Origin of the sequence: Micromonospora taraxaci (assembly GCF_007830095.1) — a bacterium.
In the GTDB taxonomy this organism is placed as follows: domain Bacteria; phylum Actinomycetota; class Actinomycetes; order Mycobacteriales; family Micromonosporaceae; genus Micromonospora; species Micromonospora taraxaci.
This window is the reverse complement of the sequence record NZ_VIWZ01000001.1, coordinates 5,443,129-5,458,366: the sequence shown is the minus strand read 5'-3', so window position 1 is coordinate 5,458,366 and position 15,238 is coordinate 5,443,129. Positions and strand designations below refer to the sequence as shown.

Annotated in this window: 10 protein-coding genes; 9 read left to right on the top strand and 1 reads right to left on the bottom strand. The window is 69.4% G+C overall.

The features are described 5' to 3' along the window. Positions 1-197 precede the first annotated feature (197 nt). From FHU34_RS24630 to mmsB, 5 genes are all read left to right on the top strand, one after another. On the top strand, positions 198-1,184 hold the full coding sequence (locus FHU34_RS24630) for a LacI family DNA-binding transcriptional regulator (protein WP_208745066.1): 987 nt from the start codon (positions 198-200) through the stop codon (positions 1,182-1,184). A 251-nt stretch (positions 1,185-1,435) separates the two neighbouring features. Beyond that, complete coding sequence (locus FHU34_RS24625) at positions 1,436-3,091, top strand: glycoside hydrolase family 27 protein (protein ID WP_145784521.1); 1,656 nt, start codon at positions 1,436-1,438, stop codon at positions 3,089-3,091. 273 nt (positions 3,092-3,364) lie between these two features. Then, positions 3,365-4,507, top strand: a complete 1,143-nt coding sequence (gene chvE / locus FHU34_RS24620; RefSeq protein WP_145784518.1) for a multiple monosaccharide ABC transporter substrate-binding protein — start codon at positions 3,365-3,367, stop codon at positions 4,505-4,507. An 80-nt stretch (positions 4,508-4,587) separates the two neighbouring features. Then, positions 4,588-6,126, top strand: coding sequence for a multiple monosaccharide ABC transporter ATP-binding protein (gene mmsA / locus FHU34_RS24615; protein WP_145784516.1), 1,539 nt, complete (start codon positions 4,588-4,590; stop codon positions 6,124-6,126). Beyond that, complete coding sequence (gene mmsB, locus FHU34_RS24610; RefSeq protein ID WP_088990622.1) at positions 6,123-7,373, top strand: multiple monosaccharide ABC transporter permease; 1,251 nt, start codon at positions 6,123-6,125, stop codon at positions 7,371-7,373. Before mmsA ends, mmsB begins: the two co-directional genes overlap by 4 nt. Positions 7,374-8,394: 1,021 nt before the next feature. On the opposite strand, the gene FHU34_RS24605 is transcribed toward mmsB, so the two are convergent. Then, complete coding sequence (locus FHU34_RS24605) at positions 8,395-9,771, bottom strand: CBM96 family carbohydrate-binding protein (protein WP_145784514.1); 1,377 nt, start codon at positions 9,769-9,771, stop codon at positions 8,395-8,397. Positions 9,772-9,992: 221 nt separating this feature from the next. Between FHU34_RS24605 and FHU34_RS24600 the strand changes: the two genes are divergently transcribed. From FHU34_RS24600 to FHU34_RS24585, 4 genes are all read left to right on the top strand, one after another. Then, positions 9,993-11,279 carry an MFS transporter gene (locus FHU34_RS24600; RefSeq protein ID WP_244311819.1) on the top strand — a complete coding sequence of 429 codons (1,287 nt, stop codon included), beginning with the start codon at positions 9,993-9,995 and terminating at the stop codon, positions 11,277-11,279. Continuing rightward, positions 11,276-12,259: a TolB family protein gene (locus tag FHU34_RS24595; RefSeq protein ID WP_145784510.1), complete on the top strand. Its 984-nt coding sequence runs from the start codon at positions 11,276-11,278 to the stop codon at positions 12,257-12,259. The genes FHU34_RS24600 and FHU34_RS24595 overlap by 4 nt, the downstream gene beginning before the upstream one ends. 119 nt (positions 12,260-12,378) lie before the next feature. Further along, positions 12,379-13,905 carry an alkaline phosphatase D family protein gene (locus FHU34_RS24590; protein WP_145784507.1) on the top strand — a complete coding sequence of 509 codons (1,527 nt, stop codon included), beginning with the start codon at positions 12,379-12,381 and terminating at the stop codon, positions 13,903-13,905. Positions 13,906-13,917: 12 nt separating this feature from the next. Next, entirely contained in the window at positions 13,918-15,228 is a 1,311-nt protein-coding gene (locus FHU34_RS24585) for a hypothetical protein (protein WP_145784505.1), read from the top strand. Positions 15,229-15,238 lie beyond the last annotated feature (10 nt).

Here is a 15,238-nt window from a genome sequence, read left to right as displayed (position 1 = left end):
CAGCCCACCGATAGGCATGCCGTGTTTGGGGCAGTGGCTGGCGTAGACTGTCGGCGATCCAGCGCTGGTCACCTGGGATTCAGCACCGGCGTGGTGGCTGAGCGAGGGGGATCGGGCCGGGCCGCTCCAGTCGACGTCGACGGGCCGCGGGCCGGAGATGTAGCGGGGGGAGCGAAATGGCCGTCCACGGTCCCGCGATGACGGATGTTGCTCGTCTCGCCGGTGTCTCCCATCAGACGGTGTCGCGGGTGCTCAACGGGCACCCCAACGTCCGTGAGCAGACCCGGCTCCGTGTGCGGGCGGCGATCGCCGAGCTCGGCTACCGCCCCAACGGCGCGGCACGCGCGCTGGTGACCGGTCGATCGCAGGTCATCGGCGTGGTCGCACAGAACACCACGCTCTACGGTCCGGCATCCCTGCTGGCAGCGTTGGAGCAGACCGCCGCCCAGGAGGGTTTCGCGGTCAGTGTCGGCAGCGTCCGCAACCTCGACCACCGGTCCATCTCGGCCGCCGTCGAGCGGCACCTGTCGCACCGGGTCGCCGGCATCGTGGTCATCGCGCCTGTCGAGTCGGCCGGTGAGGCGCTGGAGCGTCTGCCGAAGGACGTCCCGCTGGTCACCGTCGACGGTGACCCGAGCCGACCGGTGCCGTTGGTGACCGTCGACCAGGTGGCGGGCGCCCGTGCGGCGACCCAACATCTGCTCGATGCGGGGCACCGCACCGTCTGGCACGTCTCGGGGCCCTCCGACTGGTTCGACAGCGTCGGTCGGATCGACGGATGGCGGGAGGCGCTGCTGGCCGCCGGCCTGGTGCCGCCGCCGCTGATGCCCGGGGACTGGTCAGCGTCCTCCGGTTACCGGTGCGGGCAGATGTTGGCGCGGATGCCGGAGGTCACTGCGGTATTCACCGCCAACGACCACCTCGCGCTGGGCGTGCTGCGGGCGTTGCACGAGTTCGGCCGGCGGGTGCCCGACGACATCAGCGTGGTCGGCTTCGACGACGTGCCGGAGGCGGCGTACTTCATCCCGCCGCTGACCACCGTCCGTCCGGACTTCGACGCGGTCGCGCGGGCGAGTCTGCAGATGCTGCTGGCGCAGATCGAGTCGGGCACCGGTGGCGCGTTGCGGCAGACGGTCGCCCCGACCCTGGTCTCCCGCGAGAGCGTCGCCCCACCGCGTCGCTGACGTCCGGGTCCACCGCGTCGTCGACGTCCGGGTCCACCGCGTCGCTCCGGTCGATAAGACCGCACTCAATCGCTGGGCGATCTTAGTTATCGATGAGCGGCAATGCGGTGCGGTCAAGGTATTGAACCTCGTGAAATGTGACCGTAACATGATGGACGTCTCTGTTAACGCTAACAACAATTGGCGTCCAGCTATCGGCCCATCGACCGGAGATCGTAGTCAGGGGCGGGCGCCACCGACAAGGAGGCTCGATGAACCGCATCACTCGAGGTCGACGCTGGGGGAGCGTACTGGCAGCCGGTCTGCTCGTCGCCGGCGCCTTGGTCGGCCTCCGCGCCCCCGCGGCGCAGGCGCTCGACAACGGCGTGGCGCGTACTCCGCCGATGGGTTGGAATTCGTGGAACTCGTTCGGCTGCAACATCAACGAGGCGCTGATCCGCAGCACGGCCGATGCGATCGTCAGCAGCGGGATGCGCGATCTGGGCTACCAGTACGTCGTGGTCGACGACTGCTGGTTCAACCCGAACCGGGACTCCTCCGGCAACATCCAGGGCGACCCGACCCGGTTCCCCAGCGGAATGAAGGCGCTCGGCGACTACCTGCACGCCCGGGGCCTGAAGTTTGGTCTCTACCAGGTGCCGGTCGACAAGACCTGCGCGCAGTACTTCGGCTCCTACCCCGGTGCCACCGGTAGCCGGGGCCACGAGGTGCAGGACGCAAACCAGTTCGCCGCCTGGGGTGTCGACTTCCTCAAATACGACTGGTGCTCGCCGGAGGGCAGCATCAACGACCAGGTGGCCACCTTCGCCAAGATGCGCGACGCGCTGGCCGCCACCGGCCGACCGATCGTCTACAGCATCAACCCGAACAGCATCCACGCCAAGACCGGCCCGCAGCGCAACTGGGGCGACGTGGCCAACATGTGGCGGACCACCGAGGACATCACCAACGCGTGGGACACCGGCCAGACCAACGGCTACCCGATGGGCATCCAGAACATCATCAACGTGACAGTTCCACTCGCCTCCTACGCGCGCCCGGGTGGGTTCAACGACCCGGACATGATGGAGGTCGGTCGTGGCGGCATGAACGACACGGAGATGCGCAGCCACTTCGCGATGTGGGCGATCATGGCCTCGCCGTTGATCGCCGGCAACGACGTCCGGAACATGAACGCCGCGACGCAGACCATCCTCAAGAACGCCAACCTGATCGCGATCAACCAGGACTCCCTCGGGTTGCAGGGAACGCAGGTGTCGTTCGACGGTACGCGTCGGGTGCTGGCCAAGCGGCTCGCCAACGGTGACGTCGCCGTCGCGCTGTTCAACCAGGGCTCCTCGACGACGACCATCTCGACCACGGCCTCCGCGATCGGCAAGTCCGGCTCGTCGTTCACCCTGGTGGACGCATGGACCGGTGGCACCAGCTCCAGCAGCGGAACGATCAGCGCCAGCGTCCCGGCGCACGGCACTGTCGTCTACCGGGTCAGCGGTGGCGGGACGACCCCGCCGACGACTCCGCCGCCGACCACGTCGAGCGCGTACGCCAGCGCCGCCTCCAACCGCTGCCTGGACGTGCCGAACAGCAACACCACCAACGGCACCCAGCCGGTCATCTGGGACTGCAACGGCGCGGCCAACCAACGCTGGACGCGTAACGGTCAGACCCTCCAGGCCCTCGGCAAGTGCCTGGACGCACCGACGAACGCGGCGGCCGGCTCCAAGGTGCAGATCTGGGACTGCAACGGCGGGACCAACCAGCAGTGGAACATCAACGCCAACGGGACGATCAGCGGCGTCCAGTCCGGGCTCTGCCTGGACGTCAACAACAACGGCACGGCCAACGGCACCACGGTGATCCTGTGGAACTGCACCGCGGCGGCCAACCAGCGGTGGTCGCAGCGGTAGTTCCCTGAACCGCCGCTTCTGTCGGTGCCCGCGGACGACTAGCGTCGTCCGCGGGCATCGGCGTGTGGAGCGTCGGACCGACCTCGGAGAGTTGTCGTACCCTCACTCCGGGCCGATTGACCGCATGGCTACGCTCGCCTGGATGCTCCGTTACGAGACCGTGACACCGGTATTTCGAACCAGGTGTTGACGCAACCTATGTGAGCGCTAACACTACCCGAAAGATGACAGTTGCCCCGGCAGTCGGCGGGGGAGTCCAGAGAGGAGAACCCCGTGCGCAGGAAATTCCTGGTTGCTCTCGGCAGCGCGGCGCTGGCGCTGAGCCTTGCGGCGTGCAGTGGCGAGGGAGCGGGCAGCGGCGGCGACAAGAGCGGCGAGAAGCCCAGCGACCTGACCATCGGCGTGTCGATGCCGACCCAGACCTCGGAGCGGTGGATCGCCGACGGCAACGCGGTGAAGTCCAAGCTTGAGGCGAAGGGCTACAAGGTCGACCTCCAGTACGCCGGCGACGACATCCCCACCCAGTCGCAGCAGGTCGACCAGATGATCACCCAGGGTGCGGATGTCCTGGTGATCGCGGCGATCGACGGCACGGCGCTCAACAGCCAGCTGCAGGCCGCCGCGGCCGCGAAGATCCCGGTCATCTCCTACGACCGGCTGATCCGCGGCAGCAAGGACGTCGACTTCTACGTCAGCTTCGACAACTACAAGGTCGGCGTCGCCCAGGGCACCGCCCTGCTCGTCGGCCTCGGCCTGCTGAACAAGGACGGCTCGAAGGGCACGGCCAAGGGCCCGCTCAACGTCGAGCTCTTCGCCGGCTCGCTGGACGACAACAACACCCAGTACTTCTACGGCGGTGCGATGGACACGCTGAAGCCGTTCATCGAGGCCGGCACGCTTGTCGTCAAGTCCAAGCAGACCACGCCCGAGCAGATCGCCACCCTGCGGTGGCAGCAGGAGACCGCGCAGAAGCGGATGGAGAACCTGCTGACCTCGAGCTACAACGATGGCGCGAAGGTCGACGGGGTGCTGTCCCCGTACGACGGCATCTCCCGGGGCATCATCACCGCCCTGCAGAACGCCGGCTACGGCACCGGCGCGAAGAAGCTCCCGGTCGTCACCGGCCAGGACGCGGAGATCGCCTCGATCAAGCTGATCAACGACGGCGTGCAGAACTCCACGGTCTTCAAGGACACCCGACTGCTCGCCGAGCAGGCCGTCAACGCGTCCGAGGCGTTCCTGCAGAAGAAGCAGCCGCAGGCCAACGACACCCAGACGTACAACAACGGCGTCAAGGTCGTCCCGTCGTACCTGCTGCCGATCGCCACGGTCTACAAGGACGACATCAAGGCCACGCTGATCGACTCGGGCTACTGGACGGCGGAAGAGGTCGCCGCCGGCCAGGCCAAGAAGTAAAGCCACTCGTCGGGCCCGGCGGTCTCCGCCGGGCCCGACGCCGTGGCGTACCGCGTCCGACCTGACAGAGGACAGTGACCATGGACGACACCATCCTTGAGATGCGCCGCATCACGAAGACCTTCCCCGGCGTGACCGCGCTGGAGGACGTCACCCTCGCCGTCCGGCGCGGAGAGATCCACGCCATCTGCGGGGAGAACGGCGCCGGCAAGTCAACCCTGATGAAGGTGCTGTCCGGCGTCCACCCGTCCGGCTCGTACGACGGTGAGATCCTCTTCGACGGCAAGCCGATGCAGTTCCGGGGCATCCGCGACAGCGAAGCCAACGGCATCGTCATCATCCACCAGGAACTCGCCCTGGTGCCGTACCTGTCGATCGCGGAGAACATCTTCCTCGGCAACGAGCGGCGTGGCCGCAGCCGGCTCATCGACTGGAACCTGGCTAACGCCGAGGCGGCAAAGCTGCTGGAGTCCGTCGGGCTGCACGAGAATCCCGTCACCCCGGTCATCCAGCTCGGCGTCGGCAAGCAGCAGCTGGTGGAGATCGCCAAGGCGCTGTCGAAGCAGGTGAAGCTGCTCATCCTCGACGAGCCGACCGCCGCGCTCAACGACATCGACTCCGCTCACCTGCTCGACCTGCTGCGGGCACTCCGCGACCAGGGCATCACCTGCATCATGATCTCGCACAAGCTCAACGAGATCATGGCCATCGCCGACGCGACGACCGTCATCCGGGACGGACGCACCGTCGAGACCCTCGACATGAAGTCCGACGACGTGACCCAGCAGCGGATCATCCGAGGCATGGTCGGACGGGACCTGGACAGCTTCTACCCCGACCGTGAGTCGTCCCCCGGCGAGGAGGTCCTCCGCATCGAGGACTGGACGGCGCGGCACCCGGTCCAGGACCGAATGGTCGTCGAGGGCGTCAACCTGTCCGTGCGCGCCGGTGAGGTCGTCGGCATCGCAGGCCTGATGGGCGCCGGGCGCACCGAGCTGGCGATGAGCGTGTTCGGTCGGTCGTACGGGCGCGACATCAGCGGCCGATTGTTCGTGCGCGGGAAAGAGGTGCAGGCGCGTACCGTCGCCGAGGCCATCGACAACGGCATCGCGTACGTCACCGAGGACCGCAAGCACTACGGCCTCAACCTCATCGACGACGTGCGGCGCAACGTGTCCGCCGCCGCGCTGGACCGCCTGTCCCGGTTGGGCTGGGTGAACGGCAACGAGGAGATCAAGGTTGCCGAGGCGAGCCGCCAGGAGATGAACATCCGGACGCCCAGCGTCATGGCGGTGGTCGGCAAGCTCTCCGGCGGCAACCAGCAGAAGGTCGTGCTGTCGAAGTGGCTGTTCACCGACCCGGACGTGCTGATCCTGGACGAGCCCACCCGCGGGATCGACGTCGGGGCCAAGTACGAGATCTACACGATCATCAACCGGCTGGTGGCCGCCGGCAAAGCAGTGATCGTCATCTCCTCCGAGCTGCCGGAGTTGCTCGGGATGTGCGACCGCATCTACACCCTCGCCGCCGGCCGGATCACCGGTGAGATGCCGGTGGCCGAGGCGACTCAGGAGAGCCTCATGGAGCTGATGACCAAGGACAAGGAGCTCGTCGGATGACCGACATCAAGACCCCTTCGACGGAGCGCCCGACGCCCCCGGACAGCGCGCCCGCCGCCGCCCTGCACAGCGGGACGAGCGACCTACGCGCGTTGGTGTTGAACAACCTGAGGCAGAGCGGGATCTACGTCGCCCTGGTCGTCATCGTCGGGCTCTTCGCGATCCTGACCGACGGGGTGCTGCTGAGCCCCGGCAACATCACCAACATCGTCCTCCAGTACTCGTACATCCTGGTGCTCGCGATCGGGATGGTCATCCTGATCATCGGCGGCCACATCGACCTGTCGGTCGGATCGGTCGTCGCGCTCACCGGGGCGGTCTCCGCCGTCCTGGTGATCCAGCAGGGCCACCCCTGGTGGATCGGCGTCCTGGCGGCACTGGCCGTCGGCATCGCAGTCGGCGCCTGGCACGGCTTCTGGGTGGCGTACGCCGGCATTCCGGCCTTCATCGTGACCCTGGCGGGCATGCTGCTGTTCCGGGGCCTCACCCTGCGGGTGCTCGACAACATCTCGCTGTCGCCGTTCCCGGCTGAATACCAGAAGGTCGCGGCGGGCTTCCTCAACGGCCTGCTCGGCGGAAACGGCTTCGACGCCTTCACCTTGCTGATCGGCGCCGTCGCGGTGGCCGGCTACGCGGTGAGCGGTTTCCGCACCCGCGTGGCGCGTATCCGCTACCAGCAGCACGTCGAGTCGTTCCCGCTGTTCGTCGCCCGGGTCGTGCTGGTCGGCGCGGTCATCATGTACTTCGCCTGGCAGCTGGCCCACGCCCGCGGTCTGCCGATCGTGCTGATCATCCTCGCGGTCCTCGTGCTGGTCTACGGCCTGGTCACCCGGCGTACCGTCTTCGGTCGCCAGGTCTACGCGATCGGCGGCAACCTGTCGGCGGCGGCGCTGTCCGGGGTGAAGGTCCGGACCGTCAACTTCTGGATGTTCGTCAACATGGGCTTCCTGGCCGCCGTGGCCGGTGTCATCTACTCCTCGCGGTCCAACGGCGCCCAACCCGCGGCTGGCAACATGTTCGAGCTGGACGCGATCGCCGCGGCTTTCATCGGCGGCGCGGCGGTCACCGGTGGCGTGGGCACCGTGGTGGGTGCGATGGTCGGCGGTCTGATCATGGCGGTGATGAGCAACGGCATGCAGCTGATGGGCATCGACCAGTCGACCCAGTCGGTGGTGAAGGGCCTCGTCCTGCTCGTCGCGGTCGCCTTCGACGTCTACAACAAGCGTCGGGCCGGCACGGCCCGCTGACGCCTGGACCGTACGCACGTGTGCCCCTGCCCGTTCCGCGGGTGGGGGCACACGTCGTTTGGCGGGGTGTCGTCCCTTGCGGTGCCGTTCCTTCAGCGGTGCCGAGGCCGGCCGCCCGATCCGTTTCGACCGCGGGCGTCGCCGGCAGCCGTTTGCTGGCCGTGGGATGCCGGAACTGGCTCGCCGGGTTCGGGTCCACCCCTCCCGGTGCGGCGCTGTAGAGCTGCCCCACATATGGGGCCGCGACCCCGCGCGAAGGGCTTGACCGGGACCGGCCCTGCAGTTGTGTCGCGGTCGTCGCGCGTGCGGCCGGCACACCTTCGGTGTGGGTGACATTCCTGTGCTGTGGGCGGGTGGTCCTGGTCCTCGTGGGGCGCCGACCCCCGTGCGGTGGTCCGGGGCTGGCCCGTCGCGCGTTTGTCCGGGGCTGGCCCGTCGTGCGTGCGTCCGGGGCTGGCCTGCCGTGGTCCGTCCGGGGTGACCTACCGCGCGGCAGTCGGGCCGACCCGCCGCGCGGCCGTCGCGGCCGACCCGCCGTCCGGGTATCCGTGTACGGGCCCACCGTTTCGCCCTGAGTGGCGCGGATGACCGTGATCGAGGGGGCCATTTCGATTGGCTGCCTGGTATATCCCTTTCCGGAGCGACCGCCAGTTGAACCGCAGCCGCCCCACATGTGGGGCAGGTCTACAGCGAGCCGCGCAAGTCATCACCGCCCACCGCTACCCCGGTGTGGGGCGCTCGCCGGACTCCCGCGCAAGGGCTCGAGGTCATGCGGCCCGAGGGCACGTCGTGGGCCGCAGGGTCACGGGGTCACGGGGCCCTGTGGTCACAGCGCCGCAGGGCCGCGGGGCCCGGCCCGAGAGCCGGAGCCGGGGCCGCGGGCGTGCGCGTGGAGCGCGGGCGTGGGGTGCGGGCGTGGGGTACGGCGTCCAGGGTGGGCTTGGGTCGTGGGGGAGGGAGCGGGCGGGACGGGTGGGAGGGGATCCCGCTGCACCGCGAACGGTGCAGCGGGATCGCGCGGTCAGTGGCAGTTGCCGGTGCCGCTGTCGCTGTAGGTCTGCCCGGCCACCGGCACGAACTGCCAGTCGTAGCTGCCGGAGTGCAGGGTGAACTTCAGAACGCCCCACGCCGAGCTGTTGCGGGCCTCGCTGTTGGGCTGGATGGTGCCGAAGCCGTAGTGGCTCGCGCCACCCATGCCGGCGACGAAGCTGCGCAGACCCCGACTGGCGTCGGCGCCGCCGGAGGGGTTCATCGGCGCGAACCGCTCGTACACGTGGTTGTGGCCCCACACCACGACGTCGGCGTTGTAGTCGTAGAGCGCCTGGTACAGCGGGCGCGTCGACGTCGACGGCGCGTGGTTGGAGCTGGACGTGAACAGCGGGTGGTGCCAGTACGCCAATGTGCACGGTTTGCTGGTGGCGGCCAGGTCGGCACGCAGCCACTGCTCCTGCGTCGAGCCCGCCGACATGCTGATGTTCGAGTTCAGCGACACGATGTGCCAGTTGCCGAGGTCGAACGAGTAGTAGCCGCGGCCGCTCGGGCCGGCGGACGTACCGAAGTAGTTGTAGTAGCCGGTCGCGCCCGACGTGTTGTAGTCGTGGTTGCCCGGCGACGGGCGGGTGCGGCTCTTGTGCCGCCCCCAGGTGGGCTCGTAGTAGTTGCTGAACTGCGATGCGGTGCCGCTGTCGTACACGTTGTCGCCGGTGGTGAAGACCGTGCCGGAGATGGTGTCGAGCAACGCGGCAGTGGCGCTGTCGCCGGAACCGGAGTCGGCGATGTCACCAGCGCCGACGAACACCGGGTCGCCGGACGGAGGGGTCGTGGTCCCGGTGGTGACCACCAGTTGCGGGGCGTCCGCGCCGCTCTCGCGGGTGTCGTAGTACGCGCCGTCACCGCTGGTGGAGGTCGCACCGAAGCTGTACGTGCCGTTGCCGGTCACCGCAGCCGTGACGTCGACCTCGTACCAGGTGTTGCCGCTGACCGCGCCGACCGTGCCGAGCGTGGCGCCGTCGATGGTCGGCTGGTTGTTCCAGGTGGTGCCGGTCTCCGACCAGGTCGTGTTGGACATCCGGCGGAACGTGCCGCCGGCGTCGCTGCCGCTGTTGCCGCTGATCGTGCGCAGCCGCAGCTTGGCGCTGGTCACCGTGCCGCTGACGCCGCTCACCGTGAAGCGCAGGAACGAACGCCGTACGGGGGAGTTGTCGACCACGATCTGCGTGGACGTGCCGTAGTTGGTGGAGGCCGTGTCGCTCTGGACGTAGGTGTCGGCGACCGGCGTGAACGTCACGCTCGCCGCCGACGCCGAGCCAGCGCCGGTCACGACGACGGCGGCGGTCGCGGCGAGGACCACCGTGACCACCCCCAGCGTCACCGACGGACGGGGGAATCGAATGTCCATCCAGGACTCCTTCACATCGTGGGAAGAGCGCAAGGAATGTAGGAGAGTCGACGGTCCGAAGGGCCACGGTCGTATGAACAGTACGCTCAGGCAGTGAAACATCTCGATGTTTGTCGTATGTTCACCCGACGCACGTCTGGCTGTCCCCGACGGACCCTTGCCGCCTCTCCGCTCAGTCGCCACGATGGCTGACCGTCAGCTTCCGACCTGAGGAGATGCTCGTGTACCTGACGACCGTCTCCCGACCGGTCGCCGACCGACCGGAATCGGGGTCACCGGAATCGGGGCCGCGGCGCCGGCGGTTGGCGATGGTCAGCGGCAACGTCGTAGCGCTCGGCACGGTCAGTCTGATCACCGACGTCTCGGCCGAGATGGTGGCCGCCGTCCTCCCGCTCTATCTGGTGCTGGGCCTGCAACTTAGCCCGGTGGCGTTCGGCGTGCTCGACGGCGTCCACACTGGCGCGACAGCGCTGCTGCGGGTCGTCGGTGGCTACGCCGCCGACCGGTTCCAACGGCGCAAGCTGATCGCGGGCCTCGGGTACACCCTCTCGGCGGTCGCGAAGCTCGGGCTTCTGCTCGCCGGCCGGTCGATACCGGCGATCGGCGCCGTGATCGCCGTCGACCGGCTCGGCAAGGGTGTCCGCAGCGCCCCGCGCGACGCCCTGATCACGCTCTCCACCCCACCCGAGGCGTTGGGTCGGGCGTTCGGGGTGCACCGGGCGATGGACAGCTTCGGAGCGTTCCTCGGGCCGCTCGCCGCGTTCGCGGTTCTGCTGGTCGTCGGGCAGTCGTACGACGCGGTGTTCGTCACCAGCTTCTGCGTCGCCGCCCTGGCGGTGGTCGTCCTCGTGCTCTTCGTCCGGGAGCGGCCACCGGGCGCGGTGAAGGGCGAGGTGAAGGTCTCCGTCCGGGAGGCTCTCGGGCTGTTCCGTGGCGGACCGGCCCGTCGACTCGTGCTGGCCGCGGCGATGCTCGGGCTGGCCACCATCGGCGACGGGTTCGTCTACCTGCTATTGCAGCGTCGGGAGGACCTCGGCCTGCGCTGGTTCCCGTTGCTCGCGGTGGGCACCAGCCTGGCCTACCTGCTGCTCGCCGCCCCGCTCGGTGTCCTCGCCGACCGGATCGGCCGACTGCCCGTGGTGATCGGCGGCTACACCGCCCTCGGCGCCACGTACCTGCTGCTGGCCGGCCCGGTCGACGGTTGGCCGCTGATCGTGCTGACGCTGACGCTCTACGGCGCGTTCTACGCGGCCACCGACGGCGTGCTCATCGCGCTCGCCGGGCCGGTCCTGCCAGCGCGGCTGCGGACCACCGGGATCGCTCTCGTGCAGACCGGGCAGGCCCTGGCGTACCTCGTCTCCTCGGTCCTGTTCGGTCTCGCCTGGCAGGCGTTCGGGCCGGACACCGCGATTCGCGCGGCGGCCGCAGCCGTCGCCGGGGTCCTGGTCCTCACGCTGCTTCTGCTGATCTCCCCGTCCCGCCTGACCACTCGGAAGGTGCCCCGATGACCGCGATGTCGACCCGGGCGAAACTCGGCGTGGTGATCGCCTCGGCAGTGCTGCTGGGCGGTGTGGCGGCCGGCTACGTGGCCACGGCGGCGGAAACCGCACCGACGCCGCCTCCCGCCACCGGCGACCAGGCGGTCACCCTGACATCCGGCCCGCGCCTGCTGGCGATCACCGACCGGCACGTCTCGACCGTCGCCGCGGCCGACCCCAGCGGGCCGCGTACCGTCGCCGGTCTGGAATGCCTCCGGGTGTACGCCGCCGCCGGCACCGGCGTCTGCCTGAAGCCGGAGACCGCGTGGTCGTACCAGATGGTCGTGCTCGACGCCGCGTTGCGCGAGACCCGGACGATCAGCGTGCCGGGTCTGCCGAACCGGGCCCGGGTCTCGGCCAGCGGACGGATGGTCTCCTGGACGACGTTCGTCGGCGGCGACTCCTACACCTCCAGCGGCTTCTCCACCCGCACCGGAATCCTCGACACCCGCAGTGGTGCCACTGTCGCCTCGCTGGAGGAGTTCGCGATCACGAAGGACGGCCGGCGCTACCGCCACCCGGACGTCAACTACTGGGGTGTCACCTTCACCGCCGACGACAACCGCTTCTACGCGACCATGTCGACCGGGGGCAAGAGGTACCTCGTCCGGGGTGACGTCGCCGCCCGCACTGTCGAGACGATGAAGGAGAACGTCGAGTGCCCCTCGCTGTCACCGGACGGCACCCGGCTCGCGTTCAAGGAGGCCGTCGACGCCGATCCGGTGAAGGGCTGGCGGCTCTCGGTCCTCGACCTGGCGACCATGCGGGTCACCGCGACAGCCGAGACGACGAGCGTCGACGACCAGGCCGCCTGGCTGGACGGCGGCACGCTGGCCTACACGCTGCGGCAGGACGACGGTCGGCCGGACGTGTGGAGCGTCCCGGCGGACGGGTCCGGCGCGCCGAAGCTGGTGATCCCCGGCGCCGAGTCGCCGTCCCCGCTGACCTGACGGTCCGGCCTCGTCGGGCGGTCAGGACACCTGACCGCCTTGGCGCGGACAGCATTCCGTCATGTGGGATTCCGCGCCGCACCCATCGCCGTTCATCGACGTTCTCGAGGCTGCTGACCATGACAAGGCTCAGCCGTCGCATCTTCGTCCTCAGTGGACTCGCCGCCGCCGGAGTGGCGGTGACACCCCGTCAGGGTGCCCGCGCCGCGGTGCCGTACCCCTTCAAGCTCGGTGTGGCGTCCGGTGACCCGGCGCCCGACAGCGTGGTCCTCTGGACCCGGCTGGCACCGTCGCCGCTCAACGCCGACGGGCAGGGCGGCATGGCCAACGCCGACGTGACAGTCGAGTGGCAGGTGTCCACTACCGACCGGTTCACCTCGCTGGTCGCCTCCGGCTCGGTGGTCGCCCGCTACGCCGACGCGCACTCGGTGCACGCGATCGCGGGAGGGCTCGCCGCCGACTCCGACTACTACTACCGGTTCCGGGCCCAGGGCCAGATCTCGCCGGTCGGGCGGACCCGGACCGCCCCGGCGCCCAGCTCCTTCGGCCGCGACCTGGTGATGGCGTTCGCGTCGTGCGCGCACTACGAGGCCGGCTACTACACCGCGTACCGGCGGATGGCCGAGGACAACCCCGGGCTGATCCTGCACCTCGGGGACTACATCTACGAGGGAGGTGTCAACACCTCGGCGGTGCGGCAGCACGTCGGCGCCGAGATCGTGTCGCTGGCCGACTACCGCCGCCGGTACGCGCTCTACAAGTCCGACCCGGACCTGCAGGCAGCGCACGCGGCGGCACCCTGGCTGGTGGTGCCGGACGACCACGAGGTGGAGAACAACTACGCCAACATGGTCCGCAACGACAGCAGCCCCACGCTGACCGCCGCGCAGTGGACCGCACGGCGGACCGCCGCGTACCGGGCGTACTACGAGAACATGCCGCTGCGACCGGCCTCCGCTTCGAGCGGCAACAGCATCCCGCTGTACCGACGCGTCCGGTGGGGACAGCTCGCCACCTTCCACATGCTCGACACCCGGCAGTTCCGCGACGACCAGGCGTGCGGCGACGGCTGGAAGGTGTGCGCCGACGCGGACCTGACCTCCCGGTCGCTGACCGGGGCTACCCAGGAGGCGTGGCTGCTCGACGGGTTGGCCCAGCACTACGGCACCTGGGACATCCTCGGCCAGCAGGTCTTCTTCGCCCGTCAGTTCGACGCCGCAGGGGCGGCCAGCATGGACGCCTGGGACGGCTACCGCGCCTCCCGCAGCCGCATCCAGACCGGCTGGCAGCAGCGCGGGGTACGCAACCCGCTGGTGCTCACCGGCGACGTCCACAAGTCGTGGGCGAACGAGCTCAAGGCCGACTACGCCAACCCGTCGTCCGCGACCATCGGCACCGAACTGGTCTGTACCTCGATCACCTCCGCCGGCAACGGCACCGGCAGCACCACCATCCCGAACGCGGCGACCAACCCGCACCTGAAGTTCCACTCGGACCGGCGAGGCTACGTGCGTACCACGATCAGTCGCAGCCAGGTCCGCGCGGACTTCCGCGCGCTGAACACGGTGACCGAGCACGGCGCGGCGGCGTCCACGGTGCGTTCGTTCGTGATCCTCGACGGCCAGCCCGGCCTCCAGGCCGGGTAAGGGAGAGCCACCATGACCGCGATCACCGCACTGCTCACCGCATCCCTGCTGGTCCCGAACCTGGCACCGGCCCCGACCGCCATGACCGCCGAGGCGGTCACCTGGACCACCGCGAACAGCGTCGCCACCGGCGACCAGGACCTGCCCTCCATCGCCATGAACCGCAACGGTCAGGTCGCTGTGGTGTGGGAGGACGACCGGGACAGCAGCGCGCCCGAGGACGACACCCACAGCGAGATCTACCTGCGACTGTTCCGCGACGGCACCCCCGGCTACGAGCTGAAGCTCTCCAACGGCGGCACCAGCGGGGCCGCCTGGCGGCACATCAGCCCGGACGTCGGGCTCGACGACAAGGGCAACGCCGTGGTGGTCTGGGCCGCCGACGGCGACGGCAACGGCGTCTACAACATCCAGTACCGCGTGGTCTCGCCGACCGGGGCGGTGCTCGGCTCGGGTCAGGCCAACGCCTCCGACGCCGGGCAGCAGATCTGGCCGAAGGTCGGCGTCGACCCGGACGGCTCGCCCACCACCGCCGCCATCGGCTTCACCGTCGCCTGGGAGGACGTGCAGGGAACCGCACCCGCCACCGTCAAGGCCGCCGGTTTCACCGCGCCCACCACCAAGGGGTACGAGGTGACGGCCTCACAGACGACCGGAACGCACCACCGCCCCGACGTGACGGTGTCGGCGTCCGGGGAGGCACTCGTGGTCTGGGACGAGGACGCCGACGCGAACGGGTCGTACAACATCGGGCTGACCCGCCTGGCCCGGTCCAACGGCGCGGTGGTGCTGTCCCGGCGGACTGCCAACGCGCAGAGCGGCGGCCAGCAGCAACGTGCCTCGGTCGCGGCGAACTTCGCCGGTGACTTCACCGTCGGCTGGGAATCCGACCACACCGGCACCCGGGGTGTCTGGGCCCGGTCGTTCACCGCGGCCGGTTCGGCCCGGCACGGGGAGGTCGAGGTCTCCACAGGTACCGGCGCCATCGTGCCCAGCGTGGGCATCGACGACCAGGACAACGCCGTGGTGGGCTGGACCGTGTCGGGCGCCAACCCGGACGTCTGGGCCCGGGGCCTCAATCCCGACGGCACTGTCGACGGCCGGCTGGCCGCCCAGGCACTGAGCCAGACCACGACCGGGCGCCAGGAACACGTCGCGCTCGCCGCGTCCCCGTGGGGAGAGGTGAGCGTCTGCTACACCGACGACAACGACGGGAACACCTTCGACCAGGTGCTCCTCGGCCTCGGTACGACGAACTCCACCTGGCTGATGTCCGCCGACGAACTGCGCCGACTCAAGGCGCGGGGCACCCCGACCCACTGAGCCGGCCGGG